The sequence below is a fragment of the Kitasatospora papulosa genome, assembly GCF_000717245.1.
GTDB lineage: Bacteria > Actinomycetota > Actinomycetes > Streptomycetales > Streptomycetaceae > Streptomyces > Streptomyces papulosus.
On the sequence record NZ_JNYQ01000017.1, the window covers coordinates 75,533 to 98,172 of the forward strand.

Sequence of the window (22,640 nt, forward strand, 5' to 3'; positions counted from 1 at the left end):
CCGGGGTGGCCTGCACTGACAGCGCGAGAGTCACGATCATCCCATCTTCCCCTGTCCCTGACTGCCCTTTCGAAAAGGTTTCGGTGGCGTCCGGAGTTGATCGAGGGCTGTTCGTCTCCCTTACTGAAAGGCTGGAGCGGGCCCTCCAGTACGCGGTTGCAGACGTCTTGACAGGGCGTCAGCTCGAAACCTAATTTGCATGCACAGAGCTCGGAGAAGGCTTGTTTCGAAAACCTTTCACCATGACTCACGAGAAGCCGATGGCTCTCGAGTGCGGAGAACAGACATGGCACTCTCCCGACGTACCCTCCTCGGCCTGGCAGCTGGCGTGCCGCTCTCCGCGGCGCTGGCGGCCTGCGGCTCGTCCGGCCCCGGCCGTGACGGGGGTGCCACGTACTGGTACCTGAGCGGCCAGCCGCAGGAAGGTGCCAGAGCCGGGGCGGTGGACACCTTCAACAAGGCCCACCCCCAGGGGCGGATCAAGGACACCACCTTCCAGAACGACGCGTACAAGACGAAGATCAAGACCGCCATCGGTGCCGGACAGGCGCCCACCATCATCTGGGGATGGGGTGGCGGGACGCTGCGCACCTATGTGGAAGCGGGCCAGGTCGAGGACCTCACCTCGTGGTTCGGCGAGCACTCCGAGGTCAGGAAGGGGCTGTTCCCTTCCTCGTTCGGAGCGGCCACCGTCGACGGCAGGATCTACGCGATGCCGTGCGAGGTCGTGCAGCCGATCATCCTCTACTACAACAGGAGGGTCTTCGACCAAGTCGGCGTGAAGCCCCCTCAGTCCTGGGGCGACGTGATGGCGTTGGTGCCCAGGTTCAACGCCAAGGGCATAGCACCGTTCTCCCTCGGTGGTCAGTCCCGGTGGACGAGCATGATGTGGTTGGAGTTCCTGTTCGACCGCATCGGTGGTCCCGAGGTGTTCCAGGCCATCATGGAAGGCGAGAAGAACGCCTGGTCCCACCCGGACGCCATCGCCGCGCTCACGAAGCTGCAGGAACTGGTCAAAGCCGACGGGTTCGTCAAGGGCTTCTCCTCGATCACCGCAGACTCCAACGCCGACCAGGCACTGCTGTACCGCGGCAAAGCCGCGATGATGCTGCACGGCGCCTGGTCGTACGGCATCCAGCAGGCCGACGGCGGGGACTTCGTCCCGAGCGGTGGCTTAGGCTACATGAACTTCCCGCCCGTGGACGGCGGCAAGGGCGATCCGGGCAACACCGTCGGCAACCCTGCGCAGTACCTGTCCATCTCCTCGAAAGCTGGCGCCGAGGAGAAGAGGACCGCCAAGGAATTCTTCGCCTCGGGTGTCCTCCAGGAGGACGAGACGAAGAGGTGGATCGACAACGGGTCGGTCCCGATCCGGCTCGGCACGGAGAAGCTGCTGGCCACATCCAAGAACGCCGATTTCCTGCAGTTCACCTACGACCTCGCCAGCGAGGCCGAGGTGTTCGGCCAGTCCTGGGATCAGGCGCTCCGTCCGGCGGCCGCCGAGACCCTGCTGAGCAATATTGCCAAGCTGTTCCAACTAAGCGTTTCGCCGCAGCAGTTCGCCAGCGCTCTCAACGCGGCCACCGCCAAATGACCTCCCTCACTCGCCATCGGCCGCACCGTGGATCGCGTGCCTTCCTGCCCTGGCTGGCGATGCCGGCGCTGGTGGTCTTCGTCGGCTTCGCGGTGATCCCACTCGTCGGTGTCTTCGCTCTGAGCTTCACCACGTGGGACGGAATCGGCGCCATCCACCCGACGGGGTTCACCAGCTGGCGTACGGTGCTCACCGATCCAGGACTGCCGCACGCCCTCGGGGTGACGTTTCTCGTGATGACCGTGTCCTGGGCCTTCCAGACGCCGCTCAGTATTCTGCTCGGCACGCTCCTGGCGGGCCGCCAGCGCTACCGTGCGGTACTGGGGGTCGTGTACTTCGTCCCCCTCATGCTCAGCTCCGCGGCGATCGCGATCGCGTACAAGGCTCTGCTGGACCCCAACTTCGGGCTCGGTGCCGGGCTGAGGATCCCGGTGCTCAGCCAGGACTGGCTGGGGCGGCCCGGGCTGGCCTTCGGGGTCGTCGTCTTCATCGTCTCCTGGCAGTTCGTTCCGTTCCACTCCCTGATCTATCAGGGCGGTGTGCAGCAGATACCGAAGTCCCTCTACGAGGCGGCGCAGATGGACGGGGCAGGCCGGATCCGGCAGTTCTTCAGCATCACCCTGCCCCAGCTGAGATACACCATCATCACGTCGTCCACGCTGATGGTGGTCGGGTCACTGACCTTCTTCGACCTCATCTTCGTCCTGACCGAGGGCGGCCCCGGCGATGCCACTCGGGTCCTGGCGCTGGACATGTACAAGCGGGGGTTCCAGGCCAGCCTGATGGGGCCGGCCAGCGCCATCGCGGTCATCCTGGTCCTGGTGGGCCTGGCACTCGCCTTGCTGCTGCGCCGGCTCGGCGGCCGGGACGCCGGTGCGAGCCAACTCGAGGGGGCCTGACGTGACCGCCACGCCGACCGAGGCGCGACAACCGCGGAAGACCACCGGTCGCACAGGACGACCACGCTCCCGTCGGCGCAACTGGGCGGGCGGACTGGCCGGATGGATCTGGCTCGTCATCGTCGTCGTACCGCTGTACTGGACGCTGATCACCAGTCTCAAGACCCAGAGCCGCTACTATGCGACCAACCCGCTGGTGCCTTCGGCCGCCCCGACACTCGACAACTACCGGCTGGTCATCGAGTCCGACTTCCTCCGCTACTTCGTCAACAGCATCGTCGTCACCGCCGGCGCCGTCGCACCGGCAGTCGTGTTCTCCTTCATGGCCGCTTACGCGATCGTCCGCGGCTGGCACATGCGGAGTCTTCGTGCGATCAACAGGCTGTTCCTGTTGGGCCTTGCCATCCCGCTGCAGGCGACGGTGATCCCGGTCTACCTGATCATCATCAGACTGCATCTGTACGACAGTCTGCTGGCCCTGATCCTTCCGTCGATCGCTTTCGCCGTCCCCCTGTCCGTTCTGGTACTCGCCAACTTCATCCGCGACGTACCCAAGGAGCTGTTCGATTCGATGCGGGTCGACGGCGCCACCGAATGGACGACGCTGTGGCGACTCGCGGCACCGCTCACCCGCCCGGCCATCCTCACCGTGACCATCTTCAACGCGCTGACCATCTGGAACGGATTCCTGCTGCCCCTGATCCTCACCCAGAGCCCCGAACGCCGTACCCTGCCGCTGGCACTGTGGACCTTCCAGGGCCAGTACGGAGTCAACGTCCCTGCCATTCTCGCCGCCGTCGTCCTCACCACTCTGCCCCTCCTGGTGCTGTACGCGTTCGGCCGCCGCCAGCTGCTGAGCGGTCTGACCGCTGGATTCAGCCGCTGACTCCGCCCCCGGCGGCAGGTCTGTAGCCCGAGCCGTCCGAAGCCGGTGCCGGGGCCTGTGCGCAACCGCCCCGCCTCGAGCCCCACCCGCTCACCCGTTCGTCCGTCGCGCCCTGGCCAAGAGACTGAGGGGCGTGGAAGGAAAAGGAACGCCAACGTGACTGTAGAGAACATTGCCGGAACCTCTCTCTGGAACGACCTCAGCCTTCCGGTCACCGCGAGAGTCGACGCCCTGATCGACGCGATGACCATCGAGGAGAAGACCGCACAGCTGTACGGGGTGTGGGTGGGTGCCTCCGATCAAGGCGGTGAAGTGGCCCCTCACCAGCACGACATGGAGGAGGCCGTCGACCTGGACGCACTCCTGCCCTCCGGACTGGGGCAGCTGACCCGTCCGTTCGGCACAGTCCCGGTCGACCCCGCCCTGGGCGCGCTCTCCCTGGCCCGCACACAGATGCGTATCGCCGCCACGAACCGGTTCGGCATACCGGCTCTCGCACACGACGAGTGTCTGGCCGGCTTCGCCGCCTGGGGGGCGACTGCCTACCCCGTTCCGCTTTCCTGGGGCGCCACCTTCGATCCCGACACGGTGCGGCGCATGGCCGCCGCCATCGGCCGCGACATGCGTTCCGTCGGCGTCCATCAGGGGCTCGCGCCCGTCCTGGACGTCGTGCGCGACGCCCGCTGGGGCCGGGTCGAGGAGACCATCGGCGAAGACCCCTACCTCGTCGGCACCATCGGGACGGCCTACGTGCAGGGCCTCGAGTCGGCCGGGGTCGCCGCCACCCTCAAGCACTTCGTCGGCTACTCGGCCTCCCGTGCCGGCCGTAACCTCGCGCCCGCCTCCATGGGCCCGCGTGAGCGCGCCGACGTTCTGCTGCCTCCCTTCGAGATGGCTCTCCGTGAAGGCCGGGCCCGGTCGGTGATGAACGCCTACACCGACACCGACGGCATGCCCTCCGCGGCCGACGAGGAACTGCTCACCGGGCTGCTGCGCGACACATGGGGCTTCGACGGCACCGTCGTCGCCGACTACTTCGCCATCGCCTTCCTGAAGACCCTCCATGGCATCGCAGCCGACTGGGCAGATGCCGCAGGCACGGCGCTGCGTGCGGGTATCGACGTCGAACTGCCCAATATCAAGACCTACGGGGCACCCCTGACCGAGGCCGTCGCGGACGGCCGCGTTCCGGAAGCGCTGGTCGACCGCGCTCTGCGCCGGACACTCACCCAGAAGGCGGTAATCGGCCTGCTCGACCCGGACTGGAATCCGCTGCCGGCCGCGCTCCACGGAGCAGATCTGAACGATCCGGCCGCCGTGCGCGGCCGGATCGACCTCGACGGTCCGGAGAACCGCGCGCTGGCACGCACGGTCGCCGAGAAGGCAGTGTTGCTGCTGAGCAACGACGGCATCCTGCCGCTCGGAAGGCCGCGCCGCGTAGCCCTGATCGGCCCCAACGCCGACGAGCCCGTCGCCGTCCTGGGGTGCTACTCCTTTCCCCAGCACATCGGCGTCCGCCATCCCGGGACTCCACTCGGCATCGAGCTGCCCACGCTGCGCGACACTCTCGCCCACGAGTTTCCCGACGCCGAGATCACGGTCGCCCCAGGCACCGGAATCGACGACGGAGATCTCTCCGGCATCCGCGAGGCCGCCCGGCTGGCACGCGAGTCCGACATCGCCCTAGTGGTTCTCGGCGACCGAGCAGGGCTCTTCGGACGGGGCACCAGCGGTGAGGGATGCGACGTCGCGACGCTGGCGCTGCCCGGCGTACAGCAGCGACTACTCGACACCCTGCTCGACCTGGAGACACCCGTGGTCACCGTGCTGCTCGCGGGACGGCCTTACGCCCTCGGCCGCGCCGTGGAGGAGTCCGCCGCGATCGTGCAGTCCTTCTTCCCGGGCGAGGAGGGCGCCCGAGCGATCGCCGGGGTGCTCAGCGGCCGTACCAATCCCTCCGCCCGCCTTCCGGTCAGTGTGCCGCGCGTACCGGGTTCCCAGCCGGCCACGTATCTAGGAGCGCGGCTCGCGCACGTCAGCGAGGTGTCCAGCAGCGACCCGACACCCGCATTCGCCTTCGGCCACGGTCTGTCCTACACGCGGTTCGACTGGACGGATCTGATCATCGTCGTCGAAGAGGCCCCGACGGACGGTGAGTTCGTCCTCACCTTCACCGTCCGCAACACAGGCGGTCGGTCCGGAACCGAGGTCGTCCAGATCTACCTGCACGACCCGGTCGCCTCCGTCGTCCAGCCGGTGCAGCGCCTCGTCGGCTATACCCGGGTCGAACTGCAACAGGGCGAGGCCCGGCGCCTGCGTGTCGTCGTCCCCGCCGACGTCGCCTCCTTCACCGGACGCGACCATCGGCGCGTCGTCGAGCCTGGCGAGCTGGAAGTGAGGCTGGCGGCGTCCAGCGTGGATCCGCGGCTGACAGCCAGGGTCACATTGACCGGAGCCGTGCGCCACGTGGACCACACACGCCGTTTGCACGCCACGATCGAGCAGGATCCGGTCGATCAGGCGTGAACCGAGGGGCGCAGCGAACGTCGCAGGTGCGGCGCCGCTGCGCACTCCGGCCGCAGGGCCGGACACGCGCAGGTCCGGACCCGGGTCCCACCGGGCACGGGTCGGTACTCCGTGAGCGCAGGAACTCCGCCGTCAGGTGTCCGACCCAGGGCTCCCGGCCGCCCTCACAGCACGCCACGCTGCGCGAGGTTGCGCATCAACGCTCGCACACCGAAGGTCCAGGGCGCGGCCTGCTCGCTGGGCACGACGGTGTTGACCAGAGTGCCGAGCCGCGGGCTGGAGATCTGCACGATGTCGCCGTACGCATGGGTGAAGCCCTCGCCCGGCGCCCGGCGGTCCTCCGTGGGGGCGAACAGCGTTCCGGTGAACAGGACGTGGCCGTCCGGGTACTGATGGTGCGGACCGTATGTGGCGGCCACCAGTTCCAGCACGTCGCGGCTGATCTCACGCATGGAACTGCTGCCGTGCAGTACGTAGCCGTCCGGGCCGTCGATCCGCAGGCCGACCTCGAGTCCGCGCACGGTGTCGAGGTCGAAGCCCTCGTCCAGCAGGCGGATGAACGGGCCGATCGCGCACGAGGCGTTGTTGTCCTTGGCCCGGGACAGCAGCAGGGCGCTGCGACCCTCGATGTCGCGGAGGTTGACGTCGTTACCGAGCGTCGCACCGCGCACCCTGCCACGCGAGTCCACGACGAGGGCGACCTCGGGCTCAGGGTTGTTCCACACCGAGGCACCGAGGACTCCGATGTCGGCGCCGGTGCCGACCGAGGACAGTACCGGCGCCTTGGTGAACACTTCCGGGTCCGGACCGATCCCGACCTCCAGATACTGCGACCACAGTCCTTCTGCGACGAGCAGCTCCTTGACCCTGCCGGCTTCCGGCGACCCGGGGCGGATTCCGTCGAGTGCGCCGCCCACCGCCTGCCCGATGCGGGCGCGTACCCGCTGCGCCTGCGCCGGATCGCCGCCCGCACGCTCCTCGATGACGCGTTCCAGCAGACTCCGGGCGAAGGTGACACCCGCCGCCTTGATCACCTGCAGGTCGACGGGAGAGAGGAGATGCGGAGCCTCACGGCGGTCGGCCGGTGCCTGGATCAGTTCGGCCAGCCTCCAGACGCGTCCGCCGTCGGCCTCGCGGACGACCGCCGTCGCGTCGTCGAGTTCCATGAGGTCGGCGACCGTGGGTACGAGGGCAGTCAGGTCGACGACGTGCTCTCCGCGGACCGCGGCCACACACGGTCCGCCCCGTTCCGGGTCGTACACCCGCGCGACGAGCGCCGCTCGATCGGCGTCCTCGGGCAGTACGGAGCCGGTTGTCAGGGTCTGGCGGGTGCGCGTCGTTGCCGGTTCCACGATCGCTGCTCTCCTGGGTTCGAGGACTGGCGGGTCGCCCTGGACGGGATCAGTGGGAGTCGCGGGGGACCTCGTGACCACGGCTTCCGCGCAGGAATCCGAAGTCGGCCCCTCGGTCCGCCTGTTCGACGTTCTGGGTGTAGAGCCAGGTGTAGCCGCTGGTATACCGCTCGGCGGGTGCCCTCCATGTCTGCCGGCGTCGCGCGAGCTCGGCCTCGTCCACCTCCAGACTCAGGATGCGGTTCGGGACGTCGAGGATCACGGGGTCCCCGTCGCGCACCAGGGCGAGAGGCCCACCGACGGCGGCTTCGGGCGCTACGTGCAGGATCACCGTCCCGTACCCGGTGCCGCTCATCCGACCGTCGCAGACGCGCACCATGTCCTTGACCCCGGCTTTCAGCAGCTTGGCGGGCAGCGGGACGTTGGAGACTTCGGGCATTCCGGGGTAGCCCTTGGGGCCGGCGTTGCGGATGACGATGACGGTGTTCTCGTCGACGTCGAGGTCCGGGTCGTCGGCCACCTCGTGATAGGCCTCGGGTGAGTCGAAGACGCGCGCGGGGCCGCGGTGGGTGAGCAGGTGCGGTGAGGCGGCGGACTGCTTGATCACGGCGCCGTCGGGGCAGAGGTTGCCACGCAGGACGGCGATGCCGGTGCCAGCGGGCTGGAAGGGGGCTTCGAGGCCGGTGATCACATCGGAGATGATGCGTTCGGCACTCTCGGTGTTCTCGGCGACAGTGCGTCCGGTCACCGTGGTCTGTTCGCCGTGCAGCAGCTTGCCGCCGAGCAGCTCGGCCATGACGGCCGGCAGGCCACCGGCGTAGCAGAAGTCCTCCATGAGATACCTGCCACTGGGCATCAGGTTGACCAGGGTCGGAACCGCGCGGACCAGGGCGTCGAAATCCTCCAGGCTCAGTTCGACGCCGAGCCGTCCGGCGATGGCGGTGAGATGGATGATGGCGTTCGTGGAGCCGCCGATGGCCGCGTTGACCCGGATGGCGTTCTCGAACGCCGCCCGGGTCATGATCTGAGACGGGCGCAGATCCTCGTCCACCATCCGTACGATGCGCCGTCCCGCCGCCTGCGCGGTCTCCATCCGCCGGGAGTCGACCGCGGGCCAGGCCGCCGAGCCCGGCAGCTGCATCCCGAGCGCCTCGGCCATGCAGGCCATGGTCGAAGCGGTACCCATCGTCATGCAGTGCCCGTGGGAACGGGCCATGCACCCCTCCGCGAAGAAACACTCCTCCTCGGTCATCCGACCGGTCTTCAGGTCCTCCTCGAACTTCCAGACGTGGGTGCCGGACCCCACGTCCTGGCCCCGGTACTTGCCGTTGAGCATCGGCCCGCCGGTGACCATGACGGCAGGCAGGTCGACGCTGGCGGCGCCCATGAGCATAGCGGGCGTCGTCTTGTCGCAGCCGGACAGCAGTACGACACCGTCGAGCGGATTGGCCCGGATCAGCTCCTCGACCTCCATGGCCATGAGGTTGCGGTACAGCATGGCGGTGGGGCGCATGAGGGTCTCGCCGGTGGCCATCGTGGGAAACTGAAGCGGTAGGCCGCCTGCTTGCCACACGCCACGTTTGACGGCCTCGGCGACATGTGTCAGATGGGCGTTGCACGGGGCGAGTTCGGAGGCGCTGGTCGCGACGCCGATGACGGGGCGCCCGTCGAACACCTCGTGCCCGAGACCTTGATTGCGCATCCAGGAGCGGTACAGCATCCCGCTGCGGCCCCGGGCACCGAACCATGCCTGGCTGCGACTCGTCTTCCGACCGTCGGTCATGGAGGCACTCCCGTTGCTCTGGCGTCGTCGCTTCGCGATGGGGCGTTTCCGGATGAGGACCCGTGGGCCCTACCCTGTGAGGCAATCATTAGATGATTCGATGAATGGTGTCCAGGGGGCGGGCGGAGATCGTGGTGCACTACCTGACCATGCATCAGCGAGTGGTCGACGAACTCGGGCGGCGCATCGTGGCCGGCGTGTGGAGGCCGGGCGACCCGTTGCCGGTCGAGGAGGCGCTCGCCGCCGAGACAGGTGTCAGCCGAGGGGCGTTGCGTGAAGCGGTCAAGGCGCTGGTGGCCAAGGGGATGCTCCACGTACGTCCACGCACCGGCACGCGCGTGCTGCCCCCGGAGCAGTGGAACCACCTGGACCGTGACGTACTGCGCTGGAAACAGGCCGGGGACGCCGCCTCCCTGCTTCGCGACACGGGTGAACTGCGCCGGATCGTCGAACCCGAGGCGGCCCGGCTCGCCGCCGACCGGGCCGACCCCGACGCTGTACGAGTCCTGTACGACTGCCTCGCGGCCATGGAAGCCGCAGCGGCGGAACCCGGCCGCAGCGGCTACGTGGAGGCCGACATGACCTTTCATCGGGCCCTGCTCGATGCCAGCGGCAACCGTCTTCTCGGTTCACTGGGCCGCGCTGTCGACATCGCGCTGGAACACAGCTTCCTCGTCAGTACCCGGACGCCGGGCGCCGTGGAAGCCTCACTGCCGAAACACCGCGCCATCGTGCGTGCCGTCGAGGCCCGCAATCCCTCGGCTGCGGCGGCCGCGGTCCTGGCCCTCATCGAAGCCGCCGAGGAAGAGATCGCCCGGTCACCCGGAATGCCGACCGGCGCGGCACGGAAGTCCTCGCAACCCCCTGCCCGGCACGGATGATGCGACTCTGCTCCCCGAAGCCGTGAGTGGTCGAGCGGACCCTTGTCGGCCGGCGCTCCTCCTGAGCTTGTTCTTCAGCCAGGCGCATGCCATCGGTATGATTCAGACACTGTTACGCATACCCAATGCTTCGGCACGTCCCTGCGGGCAGAAAGCATGGCTGACGGCGGTCGCGTCGCCTTCGTCATCAACTGATGACCTTGCGCACGGGGGCAGCACCGCAGGTCGCTCGCCTGCACCTTCGCGACACCCCGAACCTTTTGAGCTCCACGAATATGGCGGCAGCTCTTACCAAGCTCGTATGCGGACACCGGTGAAGTCGAGCGCTGCACCGTTGATCGCGGCCGAGTGGCGGGGGGCTCGTTGCATGGTCGGGCCGTTGTGTCATGGCCGGCGGCACAAGGTCATGAGGGCAGCCCGGCTGCGGCGGCGTGCGAATGGGCGCCGGTGCGAAGCGCCGGTGGTCTTCGCCGACCGGCTCCCCTGTGCCTGACCTGCCCCTTTGAAAACCCTTTGCCGCATTCCACCCCGATGGGTTGTCAGGGGCACGTCTGCGCTCCTACAGTCCCTACGAACCAAGGGTGGGAGCGCTCCCAGATTCGACACGGCTGGGCGCTGCCGATTCCCTGATCGCCCCATCCGGTCATCCCTCCTGGAGAGGCCCCCATGCGAGCGTTACCGCACGGCCCCAGAACTCCGCGCAGCCTGCTCGGTGCGCTGCTCCTCGCTCTCGCCACCGTGGCGGCCGTCCTGGCCGCTGCTCCGGCGGCCCACGCGGACACTCTGGTCTGCGAACAGTACGGTTCGACGACGATCCAGGGCCGCTATGTGGTCCAGAACAACCGCTGGGGCACGAGTGCCCCCCAGTGCGTCACCGCTACCGACAGCGGCTTCCGAGTGACCCAGGCCGACGGCGCCGTCCCCACGAACGGTGCCCCGAAGTCCTATCCCTCGGTCTTCAACGGCTGTCACTACACCAACTGCCCGCCCGGGACGAACCTCCCGGCGCAGGTGAGCGGTATCGCCAGCGCCCCCAGCAGCATCTCCTACGGCTTTGTCGGCAGCGCCGTGTACAACGCGTCGTACGACATCTGGCTGGACCCCACACCCAAGAAGAACGGGGTGAACCGTACCGAGATCATGATCTGGCTCAACAAGGTCGGCCCGATCCAGCCCATCGGCTCGCAGGCCGGCACCGCCTCCGTCGGCGGGCGCACCTGGCAGGTGTGGAGGGGCAGCAACGGCTCCAACGACGTCATCTCCTTCGTCGCCCCTTCGGCCGTCGTCAGCTGGAGCTTCGACGTCATGGACTTCGTCCGGAACACCATCGCCCGCGGCATGGCGCAGAACAACTGGTATCTCACCAGTGTCCAGGCAGGATTCGAGCCGTGGCAGAACGGTGCCGGACTCGCGGTGAACTCCTTCTCCTCAACCGTGAACCTCGGGACTCCGGGCACCGGTTCCCCGGGGGCGCCCGGGGAACCGGTGACAGCCTGCGAGGTGGCCTACGCGACGAACGTCTGGAGCGACGGCTTCACCGCCGACGTCACGATTGCCAACACCGGCTCGACGCCCGTCGACTCCTGGACACTGTCCTTCACTCTGCCCTCCGGGCAACGCGTCACCAACGCGTGGAACGCCACCGTCAGCGGGCCGACCGGAGCAGTGACGGCGACCGGCCTCGCGCACAGCGCCCGAGTAGCAGCTGGGGCCAGCCAGACATTCGGTTTCCAGGGGACCTACAGCGGCACGTTCTCCAAGCCGTCCGGGTTCAGTCTCAACGGCGCCCGCTGCGCATGAGTACGGCGCACGACCACTGCCCTGTCTCCCCGCACGCACAGGCCGCCCAACCTCACCGCCGCGACCCGACAGCCTCCCTGGAACACGCCTGACTCCCGGACCTCTCTCCCCTCAGGGCGGGTGCCTCCACCGTAGGACGAGGCTTCCCTCACCGGACGGCGACAGCAGGAGACAGGCTCAATCGGAAGAAAACTCCACACAGGAAAAGGAGACACCATGGCTCGAGGCAAAAGACTACTTGTATCTCTGACAGCGGTCTTCGCGACCCTGCTCGGCGGAATCGCCCTGACCCTGTTCGGACAGGGCAACGCGCAGGCTCACGGCGTGACGATGACCCCAGGCTCGCGTACCTACCTCTGCTGGCTGGACGCCAAGACCAGCACCGGCTCCCTGGACCCGACCAACCCGGCGTGCAAGGCTGCGCTCAGCGAAAGCGGCTCGAATGCGCTGTACAACTGGTTCGCCGTGCTCGACTCCAACGCGGGTGGACGAGGGGCCGGTTACGTCCCGGACGGAAAGCTGTGCAGTGCCGGCGACCGGTCGCCGTACAACTTCACCGGATACAACGCCGCCCGCTCCGACTGGCCTCGGACGCACCTGACGGCCGGCCGGACGATCCAGGTCAAGCACAGCAACTGGGCCGCGCATCCGGGCTCCTTCCGGGTGTACCTGTCCAAGCCCGGCTACTCGCCCAGCACCGAACTGGGCTGGGACGACCTGGAGCTGATCGAGACCGTCACCAACCCGCCCCAGACGGGTTCGCCGGGCACCGACGGCGGCCACTACTACTGGAATCTGGACCTGCCCAGTGGCCGCTCGGGTGACGCGGTGATGTTCATCCAGTGGGTGCGCTCCGACAGCCAGGAAAACTTCTTCTCCTGCTCCGACGTCGTTTTCGACGGCGGTAACGGCGAGGTCACCGGCATCCGGGGTTCGGGCAGCACCCCGGACCCGACGCCCACGCCGACCCCGGACCCGACCCCCACGCCGACCGACCCGCACAGCGGGTGCATGGCCGTCTACCGCGTGACCAACTACTGGAGTGGTGGATTCCAGGGGTCCGTCGAGGTGATGAACCACAGCACGACGGCGCGTGACGGCTGGGCGGTGAAGTGGACACCCGGCGCCGGAGCCAAGGTCAGCAGCGTCTGGAACGGCGCGCTGACCACTGGATCCGACGGCGCGGTCACGGTCAGGAGTCTCGACTACAACCGGTCCATCCCACCGGACGGCAGCGTCACCTTCGGATTCACAGCGACATCGACCGGCAACAATCTCCCGGTCGGCTCGATCGGCTGCGTCAACCCGTAGCCGCTGACAGAGACAGCGCCGCTCCCGCATCCCGGGGAGACGGCGCTGTCGCGCTTCCCTGCCGGCACAGCCACCGCGGCGGGGCGACACCGCCGGTCCGGCGGTCGATGTGTACGAAGCTCCTGGCGGGCCCCGTGCGTGCCCCTAAGGTCGGCGGAAGCCACCACCGCACACCGCGACACCGTCCAGGCCCGGGAACAGGCCCCAGGGGCGAGCCGCCCGAATCGAGGCCGCCGCCGGGAACACCGAGGACTGCGCATCAGGATGTGGGTCTGTCTGCGCGTGTCCGCTCGGGCGGGCGAGGAAGAAGCAGTGGTGTTCGTCGATGATCGACCGAGGTGCCGGTGACCACGTCTTGCTCAAGGGGCGGAACGCCGCGCTGTCGACCGGGGTAGGGCCGGTCACGTGCACGGTGACGGTCAAGGGCCACCCACAGACGTGCCGGCGGGCGGTGATCCAGTCCTGAGCGTCGATGAAGGCCCGCATGCGGCGGTCTTTGTGGACGTTCAGGTTGTCCCATATGAGGACGATGGGGCCGTCGGGCTGCTGGTGGGCGGCGATGAGGTCGCGGTACTCGGTCCAGGCGAAGCCCTTGCGGCCGCCGCTCTTGTGGTCGGTATGCCGTTTGGGCCGTAGATCAGGCGGGAGCCTTCGCCAGGCCGGTAGCAGCACAAGGCCTGCTACGGAGAAGCGACGCCGGGAACGGCCCCGGGCACGGACGACCGGGGTGGATCCACCTCTGCCCCCCGTGTGTGGTCGGCGGCGTCATCGAGAAGCCGGCCTCGTCCTCGAAGACGATCCAAGCCCCGAGCGCCGCCGCGGCGGTTCCAGGTGTGGCCACACCTCCTTCACCCAGCCGGCGACGACTGCCTCGTCGCTCGACGGCACGAAGGGCCGGAACCTCATGGCTCCAGCCACGGCACCGCAGCATCCTGGAGACCCCCGACAGCGTCATGGACGTGTGGAACCGTCGGCCGATCAACGTCTTGATCCGGGCGAGCGTCCACCGCTGGTCCGGCCATCCGTGAGCAGCCGGCCCCTTGGCCAATTCCTCCTCGAGCAGCGCGGAGGCGGCCACGGAGCTCTCGTGCGGGGCAGTGATGTGGATCGAGCCCCACGTGCCGTCCAGGCGCTGCCCCTTCACGGACAGCTGCAGCAGACGGTCCTGGAGCAGCGGCATCCCGGAACGCGCCTCGTAGTTGCGGAAGCGGGCGGCGACCAGACCGCCAGGCGGCCGCACCCGGTAGATGCCCGTCCTTGCCGTACCGGATCACCGCGACCTCGTCCTCGAACCACTCCAGCACCCGCTCGATCGCCCGTTCGTGCGCAGCCTCGATCACCAGATGGGTCTCCTCACCCCCGAACGCCCACAGGAGGTAGATCGTCGGCTGCGGCCGGAACACGAAGTCCACACCCGTGACCGTGACCCGGCGCCCGAGGGCTCCAGCCTTGAACGCCTTCTTCGGAGAGTCGCCCGCGGCGAGCCGCCCGGGCTCCCGGGACGCGGAACGACTGCTCGATCAGCCGGAATGGGTGGCGGGGCGGGCGTGCGCACAGGGTCGGCAGACCTCGCACGGCTCGATGCCGGCTCTGCGAGCGCCACCAGGGCGTCCTCGCGGGAGATCAAGCCGACTTGGTTCGGGTAGGTGGCGCAGCCTCCGCGGTGGAGCAGTGCGGTGGACGAGGAGCGCTGCGGCTGGATCTTGAACGCCATCTCGGCTCGTGCCCGCTCGCGGCGTGCCTGTTCGCGGGCTTCCTGGATTTCCGGTTCGGTCTGTCCGACCTGCCGGCGCAGCCAGTCCAGGAGGCCCGGTTCTTCTCCAGGTCGCTGATGGCGCCGGGGGTCGGGGTGTCGTCGGGCATGGCTACGCGTCGGGGTCGGCGGGGTGTCGTGGACGTGCTCGAGCGCGGTACGGGCCTCCACACGGTCCGGTCCGGACAGCGTGCGCCAGTAGGGGTGCGTGATGATCTGGGTGGTCAGCTCCAGGATGCGCGCCCGGTAGGCGGCGAGGCGTTCGGCCTGTTCGGGGAACGCGGCCCCCCGGGGAACCGCCCGAGCTTGGTGGCCAGAGCAACTCCGTCGTCGACTTCCACGGTCCGCCACCCGTGTCCAGCAGCAGGCCGCCCAGCGGCCCGCCGACCAGTTCGGCGTAGGTCCGGTGCGGGAGCGGGCCGGGGTTGGGGTCGTTGTGGTCGTGGCCGTAGACGCGGCCGTTCAGCATCTGCTCGCCTCCGTGAATCCTCGCAGCCGCCACCGACAGCGCCCCCGAGTGGGGCGGGCCCGGCCCGCGCCTTGGTTCATCCAGGCCAGTCCGGACGACCGTGAGGTCAAGGTGAGTAGGCCGCACCACGGGGGTCACCGAGAAAGCCGTCGCACTCCACGATCGAATCAGCGGCTCCAGCAGGGCGTGTGGACGATGCAAGGGAATGATGTGGCCGCAGTCCTCGATGAGGTGTCCGGTCAGGTCGTCGGTGACGGGGCGGAGCTGGCGTTCCAGGACGGCGCCCACTGCCATGGTCGGCACTGTCAGTCGGGCCGTGCTGACAGCCTGCGCCGTCTGCACTGCGCTGTGAGGCAGGGCCCGGTAGTAGGCGAGCGCGCGGCTCAACGCGCCGTCACCCGTGTGCGCGCGGACGAACGTGTCCCGGATGGCGAAGGGAACCCCGTCGCCGAGCGTGACGTGCCGTCATTGCTCGGCAGTGCCACGAGCCGAGCTGGCATCGGCTCGGCGGAGAGGCGGGCCTGGCGCCAGACTGCCGACTGTGGGGGGTGTCAGGGCGGGGGCCGACGGGCCAACCAGGTGCGTTGTCAGTGGCGTCCGGCAGAATCTGCTTCACCGACGCCACCAGGACCTGGCGTCACCCGGTAGGAGAAGAGGGTTTCTGTGCGTGAACTGCCCATGTTCGAACGTCTTTACCCCGATGTCCAGCTGGCGTCTCCCTCGGAGAGGTTCGTGCTGCGGTGCGACTCGGAGGGTGTCGCCGTGGTCACGGACACCGACTGCGGTCAGGTCGTCTGGCGGGCGGGCGCAGCTGGACAGCTGCTTCTCGGACACGGGTACGAGGTCGTCGTCGAGGGTGGGGAGGACCACGACACGGTGTGGCGCTCCGGTTTCGCCGCGCCCGGCGCGCAGTACCTCGTCCTCACGGATGCCGGAGAGCTGGAACTCCTTGACCGCTCCCACGTCCGCCTGGGCAACATACGCACCGGACTCACCCGCCCTGTGCCGCTCGGGGACGCGGCGCCTGCGGCTGCCATCAACCGGGATACGTATCTGGTCAGGGAGGGGAAGATGCGGCGGACAGTGGCCCGCGAGCAGGACGGATGGCTGCGGGTCTGCGCGTACGGGAAGGGCGGGGGTAGGAGCTACGCGCTGACCCGTCCGCTGGTCGACTGGTTCGAACAGGAAGACACCGTGCTCACCTGGCGCCGGCACCTGGCGGGTGGTTCGAAATCCAAAGCCTTGATGCTGTGCCTGGTCGACTCCGCCGGGACCGTCCTGTGGCACGAGGGCACCCAACGCCCGCATGGACCGGTCCCCCCGGGAAAGCCCTACGCGTACGGTGGGCCCGCGTTGGAGGTGGGAGGGCGCCTGCGCAACCAGTCGCTGACGTCTCCCGCCGGTACGCACACTTTGACTCACCAGGGCAACGGCGACCTGACTCTGTACTGCCACACCGAGCGCCGTGCCGTGTGGTCGACCGGCACCGGGTGGGTGGACGGAGGGTGGGCCGAGCTCTCCGAGGACGGCGTCCTCTCGGTCCGCAACACCCATGGTGTCCCGGTGTGGAGTTCCGGCCCGTCCGGTTCGGGGGCCCGCAGGCTCGTGGTCGGTGATGACGGCCGCGCCGAACTGCGTGACGTGGACGGCCGGTCGGTGTGGTCAACAGGCACACACACGGCATGCCATGGCCCCACGGCCGACGCCCCGCAGGGTGCTGTGCTGCGCCGAGGACAGACGCTCGGACGGCACTCCCTCACTTCCCCCGACGGAAGCACCGTACTCGGACACTGGGACGAACGCCGCCTCGTGCTGTTCGGGGCGGACCAGACCTGGCTCTGGTATCTGCACCTCGGCGAGGCGGTCGAGCCCGGACTGCGGCTCGACGAGGACGGCATGCTGCGCGTTCTCGGCGACGAACGCCCACCGCTGGGCGGACCGGCCGACGAACTGCGTGTCGAGGAGGGCGGAGTGGTCCTGTGCCGTGCCGACGCACCGTCGTCTGGCGCGACGGCGAGGCGGTGGCCGAGCCGGCCGCCACCCCGAACCCGCCCGCACGGGGAGGGCTCGTGGAGAGCCTGCCGGACGTGGACGAGACCCTGCTGATCCGCACCGACTTCTCCGACCCGACCGCTTGGCAAGCCCTGCTCACGACCGTCATGACACCGAACCAGGACGGCTTCCTCGCGAACGTCCACCCCGTGGATGATCCCGCCTATCGCGACCTGACGACCGAACAGATCCTTTCGGCGGCACACGAGCTGGACACCGAGCTTCTCATCGTGGCCGACAAGACCGCCCTCACGACGCCGGAGATGCCGCTGCTGGCCCTCCCGCTATTCGACGGAGTCGACGAAGACGACGAACGTGAGGAGGGTGAGTCCAGGCAGGAGCACAGCCCGCTCCGGGTCGTAGCCACAGAACTGTGGTCGGTCGAGAACAATCTTTCCCTCGCCAACATGGATTGGGAGGACTTCGAGAACGTCGCCGACAACGGTGTCTTCCGGGGCTTCTGACCTCGGCAGGATATTAGAGCTCGCGCAGATAGGCGGTGCGGGAACTCCGGCAGCAAGGCGGGCACAGGCCTCGGTGATCATGGAGATGCGTTGCTCTGTGATCACTGAGGGGACCTGTGCCCGTCCTGCCATCATGGCTGACCGAACCACTCTGGGACCGATTCGCGGCGCTGCTGCCGCAGCGCCCGGCCTTCGATCCGACGCACCCACTGCGGTGCCACCGCCGCCGCGTCAGCGATCGGATCGTGTTCGACAAGCTGCGATTGCCGACACGACCTGCTCGGCCACGACCATCCGCAACCGCCGTGACGAGTGGACCCGGCTGGGCGTCTTCGCCCAGTTCACGCAGATCGGGCTCCAGTCCTACGACCGGATCGTCGAACTCGTGCTCGACCAGATCGCGATCGACGGCTCCATCACCAAGGCGCCCGGTGGCGGCGAGGACGCCGGGGGCTCACCGGTCGACCGCGGCAAACAGGGCCTGAAGCGCTCGGGCATGACAGATAGTTACGGCATCCCCTCGGCAGGGTCCTGGCCGGAGCAAACCGCCACGACTGCGCTGCTCGCCCCCATCCTGGACCTGCTGCACGACCTCGGGCCGCTGCCCGACGACATCACCGTCCACCTGGACGCCGGCTACGCCTCGGACAGGACCCGCGCCGAACTGTCGGCCCGCAAACTGCACGGCCGCATCGCCCGCAAGGGCAAGAAGACGCCGATCCAGGCAAGCCAGCGCTGGCACGTCGAGCGCACGCGCGCCTGGCAGAACGCCTTCCATGGCCTTGCCCGCTGCTACGAACGTCGGGCCACGGTCATCGACGCCTTCTTCGACCTCGCGGACACAATCATCACCGTCCGTAGCCTGATCCGGGGCGCCTGGACCACCCACCGCTGGGACGACCGCCCGAACCGGCACCCATGAATACACACCTGCTCTTAATCATCGTCGGTCGCGGCCGCGCCCCGCGCCTCGTCATACTCGGCGAAGACCTCGCGCGCCACGGAATAGCTGTCGAACGCGCGGGCGACGCCCGCGTAGACGGCCATCTGGATGAAGGCTTCGACGATCTCCTCCTTGGTCACGCCGTTGTACAGGGCGATCCGCAGCTGGCCGCGGAGCGGCTCCAAGATGCCCAGGCTCGCCGTGATGGTGACGGAGACCAGCGCGCGGGTACGCAGGTCGAGGTGATCGGTGCGGGGCCAGGCGTCGTTGAAGGCGTGCTCGGTCGCGATCCGGGTGAAGTCGTAGGCGTTGGCCGGCTCAGACGGCCGGGGGTCGACGAACGGCGCCAGGCTGAAGCCGAGGATCCGCTCGGCATTGTTTAGGGAGCGGATGTAGTCAGGGCTGTGCTCGGTCATACCGTGATTCTGCACCAGCACGGCGTTTGACGGTGCATCGCTACCCCGGAAGCGCAGCCACCCCGCCGTCGCACGATCGGAATCCTGGCGATCGTGTGAGGCTCGGCCTTGATCGGCGGTGCGATCGCTCATGGGGTGCCTCCGCCCGACGGGTACCGGACGACGCGCCCGTCTCCAGTCACGGCGGCCTCAGGGACCTGCGAGGACGCGGGCCTTCCCCGCCTCGAACTCCGCTTCCGACAGCGCCCCTTGCTTCCTCAGCTCCACCAGGGCGGTAAGCCTGGAGATCCGGTCCTCGGCGGGAACAGCCGCTGCGGTGGCGACGGCGGGCTACCGCGTCGGGCAACGGCCCCAGGTCGTGCAGCAAGTCCAGGGGGGCGAGCAGCGGGGAGTCGTGGCGGTTTGCTCCGGCCAGGACCCTGCCGAGGGGGATTCCGTAACCGTAGGGACACCCAGAGCGGGCTGTCCACACCACTGGCAGATCGGGTTACGTTCCCGATCAGTCATCCGGATCGCCCCTCTGTCAGCATTCCTGGCCCCGTAGAGCCCTTCATTCACGGCGACCAGCGCGCTGTTGACGTCTGCGCCCGACTACTGGAAAGAGCCACACTCGCATTCTGCCCTGCCGCGCGCGAAGAGTCGTGGTACCGACCGGGGCCAACTGGGCGGGTGGTTGGAGCACTCACTCGCCTCACAGCCAAAGGGGCGAATGAGCGCTGGGACCTCGCTTCCGATGAAGCTGAGCGCCAGGCTCTCCATGGACTCGCCGAGGACCTCCCCACCATCGTCAGCTACGAACCCGTCCTGTAGCGGATCGGCACCGCCAGCGACGGGTCCCGAGCATGACGGGCATCCGTGTGCAGGGCCGTGATCAGACCCGTCGTAGCAGGATCCGGCCATACGGACCTTGAAAGCGGCCTGGCCGGGCATCCAGTCCCGTCGAGAACGATGACGGGGAGCAGGCTTGTCACCAGACGGACCGTGACACCATCACGTTTGTTCAGAACGGCGGTGTGTCGTGCCAGGGTCCGGGTGATGGTGGGGGCGGCTTGGGGCTGTGCTGCTGGAGGACGACTACGGCTCTTTCCACGCGGCCGAGGTCGATGAGGTACCCAGCCAGGTCATGGCTGTTGGCCGACGAGTAGGGTTCGAGTGCGGCGACGGCCTCCTCGAGACGTCCGGCGCCCGCCAGCAGCCTGGCAACGTGCGACACCGCGTACGACGTCCCGCCCTCGGGATGGTAACTGGTCTGCTCAACCGCTTCGTCAACCCGGTCACACGCTGCCATCAGTGGAAGCCGGATCCAGAAGAGCTCCCACTCCTCCTCGCCGCGACGTGCTTTGAGGGCGTCGAGGTAGGCCAGGCCGTCCTGGGGACGGCCCTGGTCGGCATAGAGGGTGCAGAGCATGTCGACGATCCAGTCCTCGGCTCCGCCAGGCGCGTCGGCCAGCGCGCGCATCACCTCAACCGCCTCGTCGACCCGGCCGTGGCGCGACAGGAGTTGTGCGAGATCCACTGCCACGTTTCCCGGGCAGACGGACGCGTCACCAGCATGCCGGTACACGGCAATCGCGCCCTCCACGTCGCCGCGTTCCTCCAACAGCTCCGCCAGACGCCGAGCGGCGTGCCCGAGCGGCTCGGTTGCCGCGTAGGCGTGCAGTTCCTCGGTCCGGCCTTGCCGGGCCAGCAGATCGGCCAGCTGATCCTGGTTGTTGAGCGAGTTGTTGTCCCGGGTTCGCAGCAGGGCGATGGCGTCGTCGATGCGGCCCTGGCGTTCGCGGATCGTGGCGAGCAGTCCGATCGCCGTGTCGGGGTCGAGGCCACGGCAGCACCATGGTCCGTCGCACCGGTGCTCGTCGGGGATCTGGGCGGCGAGTAGCGCGGCCGCTTCGTCGTCCCGGCCAGCGTCGTCCGCGACGTCGGTCAGGGCAGCGGCGAGGGACCAGTCGTGAATGTGAGGTCGCAACAGGTCGAATGCCTCGTCGCCCCGGCCGTGGCGAGCAAGCAGCCGTGCGTGGAATTGCAGTGCCTGCGGGTGCCCGGCCTCCATGCGTGACCGGGACAACGCGATCGCCTCGTCGGCCCGCCCCCAGCTCTCCAGCAGTTCCGCCGTAGCCCTGACAGCCGTCCACCATCCCGTGGCGACGTAGGGGGTGAGCACTGCCAGCGCCTGTTCCTCGCGGCCCTGACCTTGCCAGCAGCCGCGCCCACTCTTGCGCGCAGAACCACTCCCCACGACCGGCCCACAACTCCACCTCCTCGACATGGCCGAGTTCGACAAGCCGGGAGACCAGATGCGGCGGTATACAGCCGGACTGCATCCGGACTTGATAGTCAAGATCACCAATGTCCACGACGACGTACCGTAGCCCCACCCACTGACAGCGCCGGCAACTCTCGTACCGTCTCCATGGCAAGCGAGCGATGGAACCGCACGCTGCCTGCATCACTGGCGCGAACCTCTTCCTTATTGGGTCGGAGTGGGAATACCGCACGGTTCGAATGACGCTCCTCACCAACTGGCGCCTATGACTGAGCCGCCGAGCGACGCCAGGCCTACGCCAACGACCTCGGCGCAGACCGGCCCTTGGCCGCGGTCACCGCGAAGAGTAACCGGTCCAAGTCCGACCAGGACCCCGCCGCGTGGCTGCCACCGGCCGATGGCGCTCACTGCACCTACGGTGCGGACTGCAGCAGCACCAAGCTCCGCCGGGGCCCGACCGCCGAGGACAAGGAACGCGCCGCACTCCTCCGCTCGCCAAAGCCTGCCCCGACACCACCGTGCAGTACGAGGTCGCGCAGTAGAACAGCCCTCAGCCGCCCCCGGACCTCTTCACGCGGCGGAGGTACCCAGGGGCGGCGCTGTTTTATTGAAGCTCCTATAGATCGTCAAGCCGAGCTGCGAGGTCCATAGGATGCGTTCGTGGCGCGGTTTGATAAGGCGACGTTGTGGGGGCGAGGGCCTGTACGGGGTTCAGCCGCCGCTGACCGACGCGGTCGTGCAGGGTGCCGAGTGCCAGCTCGGCGTATGCCTGCCGGCCTCATTGCTAGAGATCGATCTTGGTTCCGGCCGAGCCCGCGCTGTCCAGGGTGCTTGTGCTCCTGTGGTGCCTATAGATCTCGCGGATGACGAACTGCTTGAGGCACCGCATGATGTCCTTGGTTGACATGCCCTCGGTGGTGCGTCTGGCGACGTAGTCCCGGGTTCGTTGGTCGTACCGCATGCAGACCAGAATGATGGTGCAGAGGACACTGTTGGCGTTGCTGTCCCCGCCGCGGTTGATGCGGTGACGGTCGGTCCGGCCGGACAAGGCGGGGATCGGGGTGGCGCCGCACAGGTGCGCGAAGGACGCTAGATCCCGCACGCAGTGCCGTTCCGAGGAAACGCCGGTCGCCCTCAGGGGCATGTCCTCGCTTCCGTCTGCCTGGGCCTGCCCCCACGAGTGCACTCTGTGACCGACGGTATGTACCGCGGCGCCATCGGCCGCTGAAAGGCTCGGTGGTCACGCGG

The 22,640-nt window shown here is 68.2% G+C and carries 17 protein-coding genes and 4 pseudogenes; 10 read left to right on the forward strand and 11 right to left on the reverse strand.

What is annotated here, in order from left to right; translation table 11 throughout:
* Window positions 1-286: 286 nt before the first annotated feature.
* From IA22_RS0130320 to IA22_RS0130335, 4 genes are all read left to right on the forward strand, one after another.
* Window positions 287-1,594, forward strand: a complete 1,308-nt coding sequence (locus IA22_RS0130320; protein ID WP_015575556.1) for an extracellular solute-binding protein — start codon at window positions 287-289, stop codon at window positions 1,592-1,594.
* Entirely contained in the window at window positions 1,591-2,493 is a 903-nt protein-coding gene (locus IA22_RS0130325; RefSeq protein ID WP_030125433.1) for a carbohydrate ABC transporter permease, read from the forward strand. The genes IA22_RS0130320 and IA22_RS0130325 overlap by 4 nt, the downstream gene beginning before the upstream one ends.
* Before the next feature lies 1 nt (window position 2,494).
* Window positions 2,495-3,379 (forward strand): carbohydrate ABC transporter permease, encoded by an 885-nt coding sequence (locus IA22_RS0130330; protein ID WP_015575558.1) that lies wholly within the window; start codon window positions 2,495-2,497, stop codon window positions 3,377-3,379.
* 156 nt (window positions 3,380-3,535) lie between these two features.
* Complete coding sequence (locus IA22_RS0130335; RefSeq protein ID WP_030125434.1) at window positions 3,536-5,905, forward strand: beta-xylosidase/alpha-l-arabinosidase; 2,370 nt, start codon at window positions 3,536-3,538, stop codon at window positions 5,903-5,905.
* A 164-nt stretch (window positions 5,906-6,069) separates the two neighbouring features.
* Here IA22_RS0130335 and IA22_RS0130340 read toward each other — a convergent pair whose 3' ends face one another.
* Both IA22_RS0130340 and IA22_RS0130345 read right to left on the reverse strand, forming a co-directional pair.
* A complete protein-coding gene (locus IA22_RS0130340; RefSeq protein ID WP_015575560.1) occupies window positions 6,070-7,257 on the reverse strand; it encodes a fumarylacetoacetate hydrolase family protein in 1,188 nt (395 codons plus the stop codon).
* Window positions 7,258-7,306: 49 nt separating this feature from the next.
* Window positions 7,307-9,040 carry an IlvD/Edd family dehydratase gene (locus IA22_RS0130345; RefSeq protein ID WP_030125435.1) on the reverse strand — a complete coding sequence of 578 codons (1,734 nt, stop codon included), beginning with the start codon at window positions 9,038-9,040 and terminating at the stop codon, window positions 7,307-7,309.
* A 104-nt stretch (window positions 9,041-9,144) separates the two neighbouring features.
* Here IA22_RS0130345 and IA22_RS0130350 point away from each other — a divergent pair, with 104 nt between their 5' ends.
* The 3 genes from IA22_RS0130350 (at window position 9,145) to IA22_RS0130360 (ending at window position 13,032) form a co-directional block, all read left to right on the forward strand.
* Window positions 9,145-9,921 (forward strand): FadR/GntR family transcriptional regulator, encoded by a 777-nt coding sequence (locus IA22_RS0130350; protein ID WP_015575562.1) that lies wholly within the window; start codon window positions 9,145-9,147, stop codon window positions 9,919-9,921.
* Window positions 9,922-10,587: 666 nt separating this feature from the next.
* Window positions 10,588-11,721: a glycoside hydrolase family 12 protein gene (locus IA22_RS0130355; RefSeq protein WP_030125436.1), complete on the forward strand. Its 1,134-nt coding sequence runs from the start codon at window positions 10,588-10,590 to the stop codon at window positions 11,719-11,721.
* A gap of 216 nt (window positions 11,722-11,937) precedes the next feature.
* The gene (locus IA22_RS0130360) at window positions 11,938-13,032 is read left to right on the forward strand and encodes a lytic polysaccharide monooxygenase (RefSeq protein ID WP_015575564.1); all 1,095 of its coding nucleotides are present in this window, start codon (window positions 11,938-11,940) and stop codon (window positions 13,030-13,032) included.
* A 144-nt stretch (window positions 13,033-13,176) separates the two neighbouring features.
* On the opposite strand, the gene IA22_RS38335 is transcribed toward IA22_RS0130360, so the two are convergent.
* From IA22_RS38335 to IA22_RS37765, 5 genes and pseudogenes are all read right to left on the reverse strand, one after another.
* Window positions 13,177-13,704, reverse strand: a complete 528-nt coding sequence (locus tag IA22_RS38335) for a hypothetical protein (RefSeq protein WP_421702145.1) — start codon at window positions 13,702-13,704, stop codon at window positions 13,177-13,179.
* Window positions 13,670-14,272: a winged helix-turn-helix domain-containing protein gene (locus IA22_RS38340; protein WP_421702147.1), complete on the reverse strand. Its 603-nt coding sequence runs from the start codon at window positions 14,270-14,272 to the stop codon at window positions 13,670-13,672. The genes IA22_RS38335 and IA22_RS38340 overlap by 35 nt, the downstream gene beginning before the upstream one ends.
* Window positions 14,273-14,294: 22 nt before the next feature.
* A pseudogene (locus tag IA22_RS38345) lies at window positions 14,295-14,504 on the reverse strand (relaxase domain-containing protein); the annotation flags it as partial.
* 505 nt (window positions 14,505-15,009) lie between these two features.
* Window positions 15,010-15,272, reverse strand: a pseudogene (locus IA22_RS37760) (hypothetical protein).
* A gap of 150 nt (window positions 15,273-15,422) precedes the next feature.
* Window positions 15,423-15,710, reverse strand: a pseudogene (locus IA22_RS37765) (alpha/beta hydrolase); the annotation flags it as partial.
* A 222-nt stretch (window positions 15,711-15,932) separates the two neighbouring features.
* On the opposite strand from IA22_RS37765, the gene IA22_RS34365 reads away from it, so the two are divergent.
* The 3 genes from IA22_RS34365 (at window position 15,933) to IA22_RS34370 (ending at window position 18,692) form a co-directional block, all read left to right on the forward strand.
* Window positions 15,933-17,360, forward strand: a complete 1,428-nt coding sequence (locus IA22_RS34365; RefSeq protein WP_245229622.1) for a Curculin domain-containing protein (mannose-binding) lectin — start codon at window positions 15,933-15,935, stop codon at window positions 17,358-17,360.
* Window positions 17,342-17,770, forward strand: coding sequence for a DUF6924 domain-containing protein (locus IA22_RS37770; RefSeq protein ID WP_245229623.1), 429 nt, complete (start codon window positions 17,342-17,344; stop codon window positions 17,768-17,770). Before IA22_RS34365 ends, IA22_RS37770 begins: the two co-directional genes overlap by 19 nt.
* A gap of 133 nt (window positions 17,771-17,903) precedes the next feature.
* Entirely contained in the window at window positions 17,904-18,692 is a 789-nt protein-coding gene (locus tag IA22_RS34370) for a transposase (RefSeq protein ID WP_386295793.1), read from the forward strand.
* A 14-nt stretch (window positions 18,693-18,706) separates the two neighbouring features.
* Here IA22_RS34370 and IA22_RS0130385 read toward each other — a convergent pair whose 3' ends face one another.
* The 4 genes and pseudogenes from IA22_RS0130385 to IA22_RS0130395 all read right to left on the reverse strand — a co-directional run bounded on the left by IA22_RS0130385 (window position 18,707) and on the right by IA22_RS0130395 (window position 22,494).
* The gene (locus IA22_RS0130385) at window positions 18,707-19,261 is read right to left on the reverse strand and encodes a carboxymuconolactone decarboxylase family protein (protein ID WP_245229624.1); all 555 of its coding nucleotides are present in this window, start codon (window positions 19,259-19,261) and stop codon (window positions 18,707-18,709) included.
* Window positions 19,262-19,460: 199 nt separating this feature from the next.
* Window positions 19,461-19,589: pseudogene (locus tag IA22_RS36590) on the reverse strand (IS5/IS1182 family transposase); the annotation flags it as partial.
* Window positions 19,590-20,129: 540 nt separating this feature from the next.
* Entirely contained in the window at window positions 20,130-21,290 is a 1,161-nt protein-coding gene (locus IA22_RS34375; protein ID WP_245229625.1) for a tetratricopeptide repeat protein, read from the reverse strand.
* A gap of 886 nt (window positions 21,291-22,176) precedes the next feature.
* Window positions 22,177-22,494 carry a transposase gene (locus tag IA22_RS0130395; protein ID WP_051694861.1) on the reverse strand — a complete coding sequence of 106 codons (318 nt, stop codon included), beginning with the start codon at window positions 22,492-22,494 and terminating at the stop codon, window positions 22,177-22,179.
* Window positions 22,495-22,640: the final 146 nt, after the last annotated feature.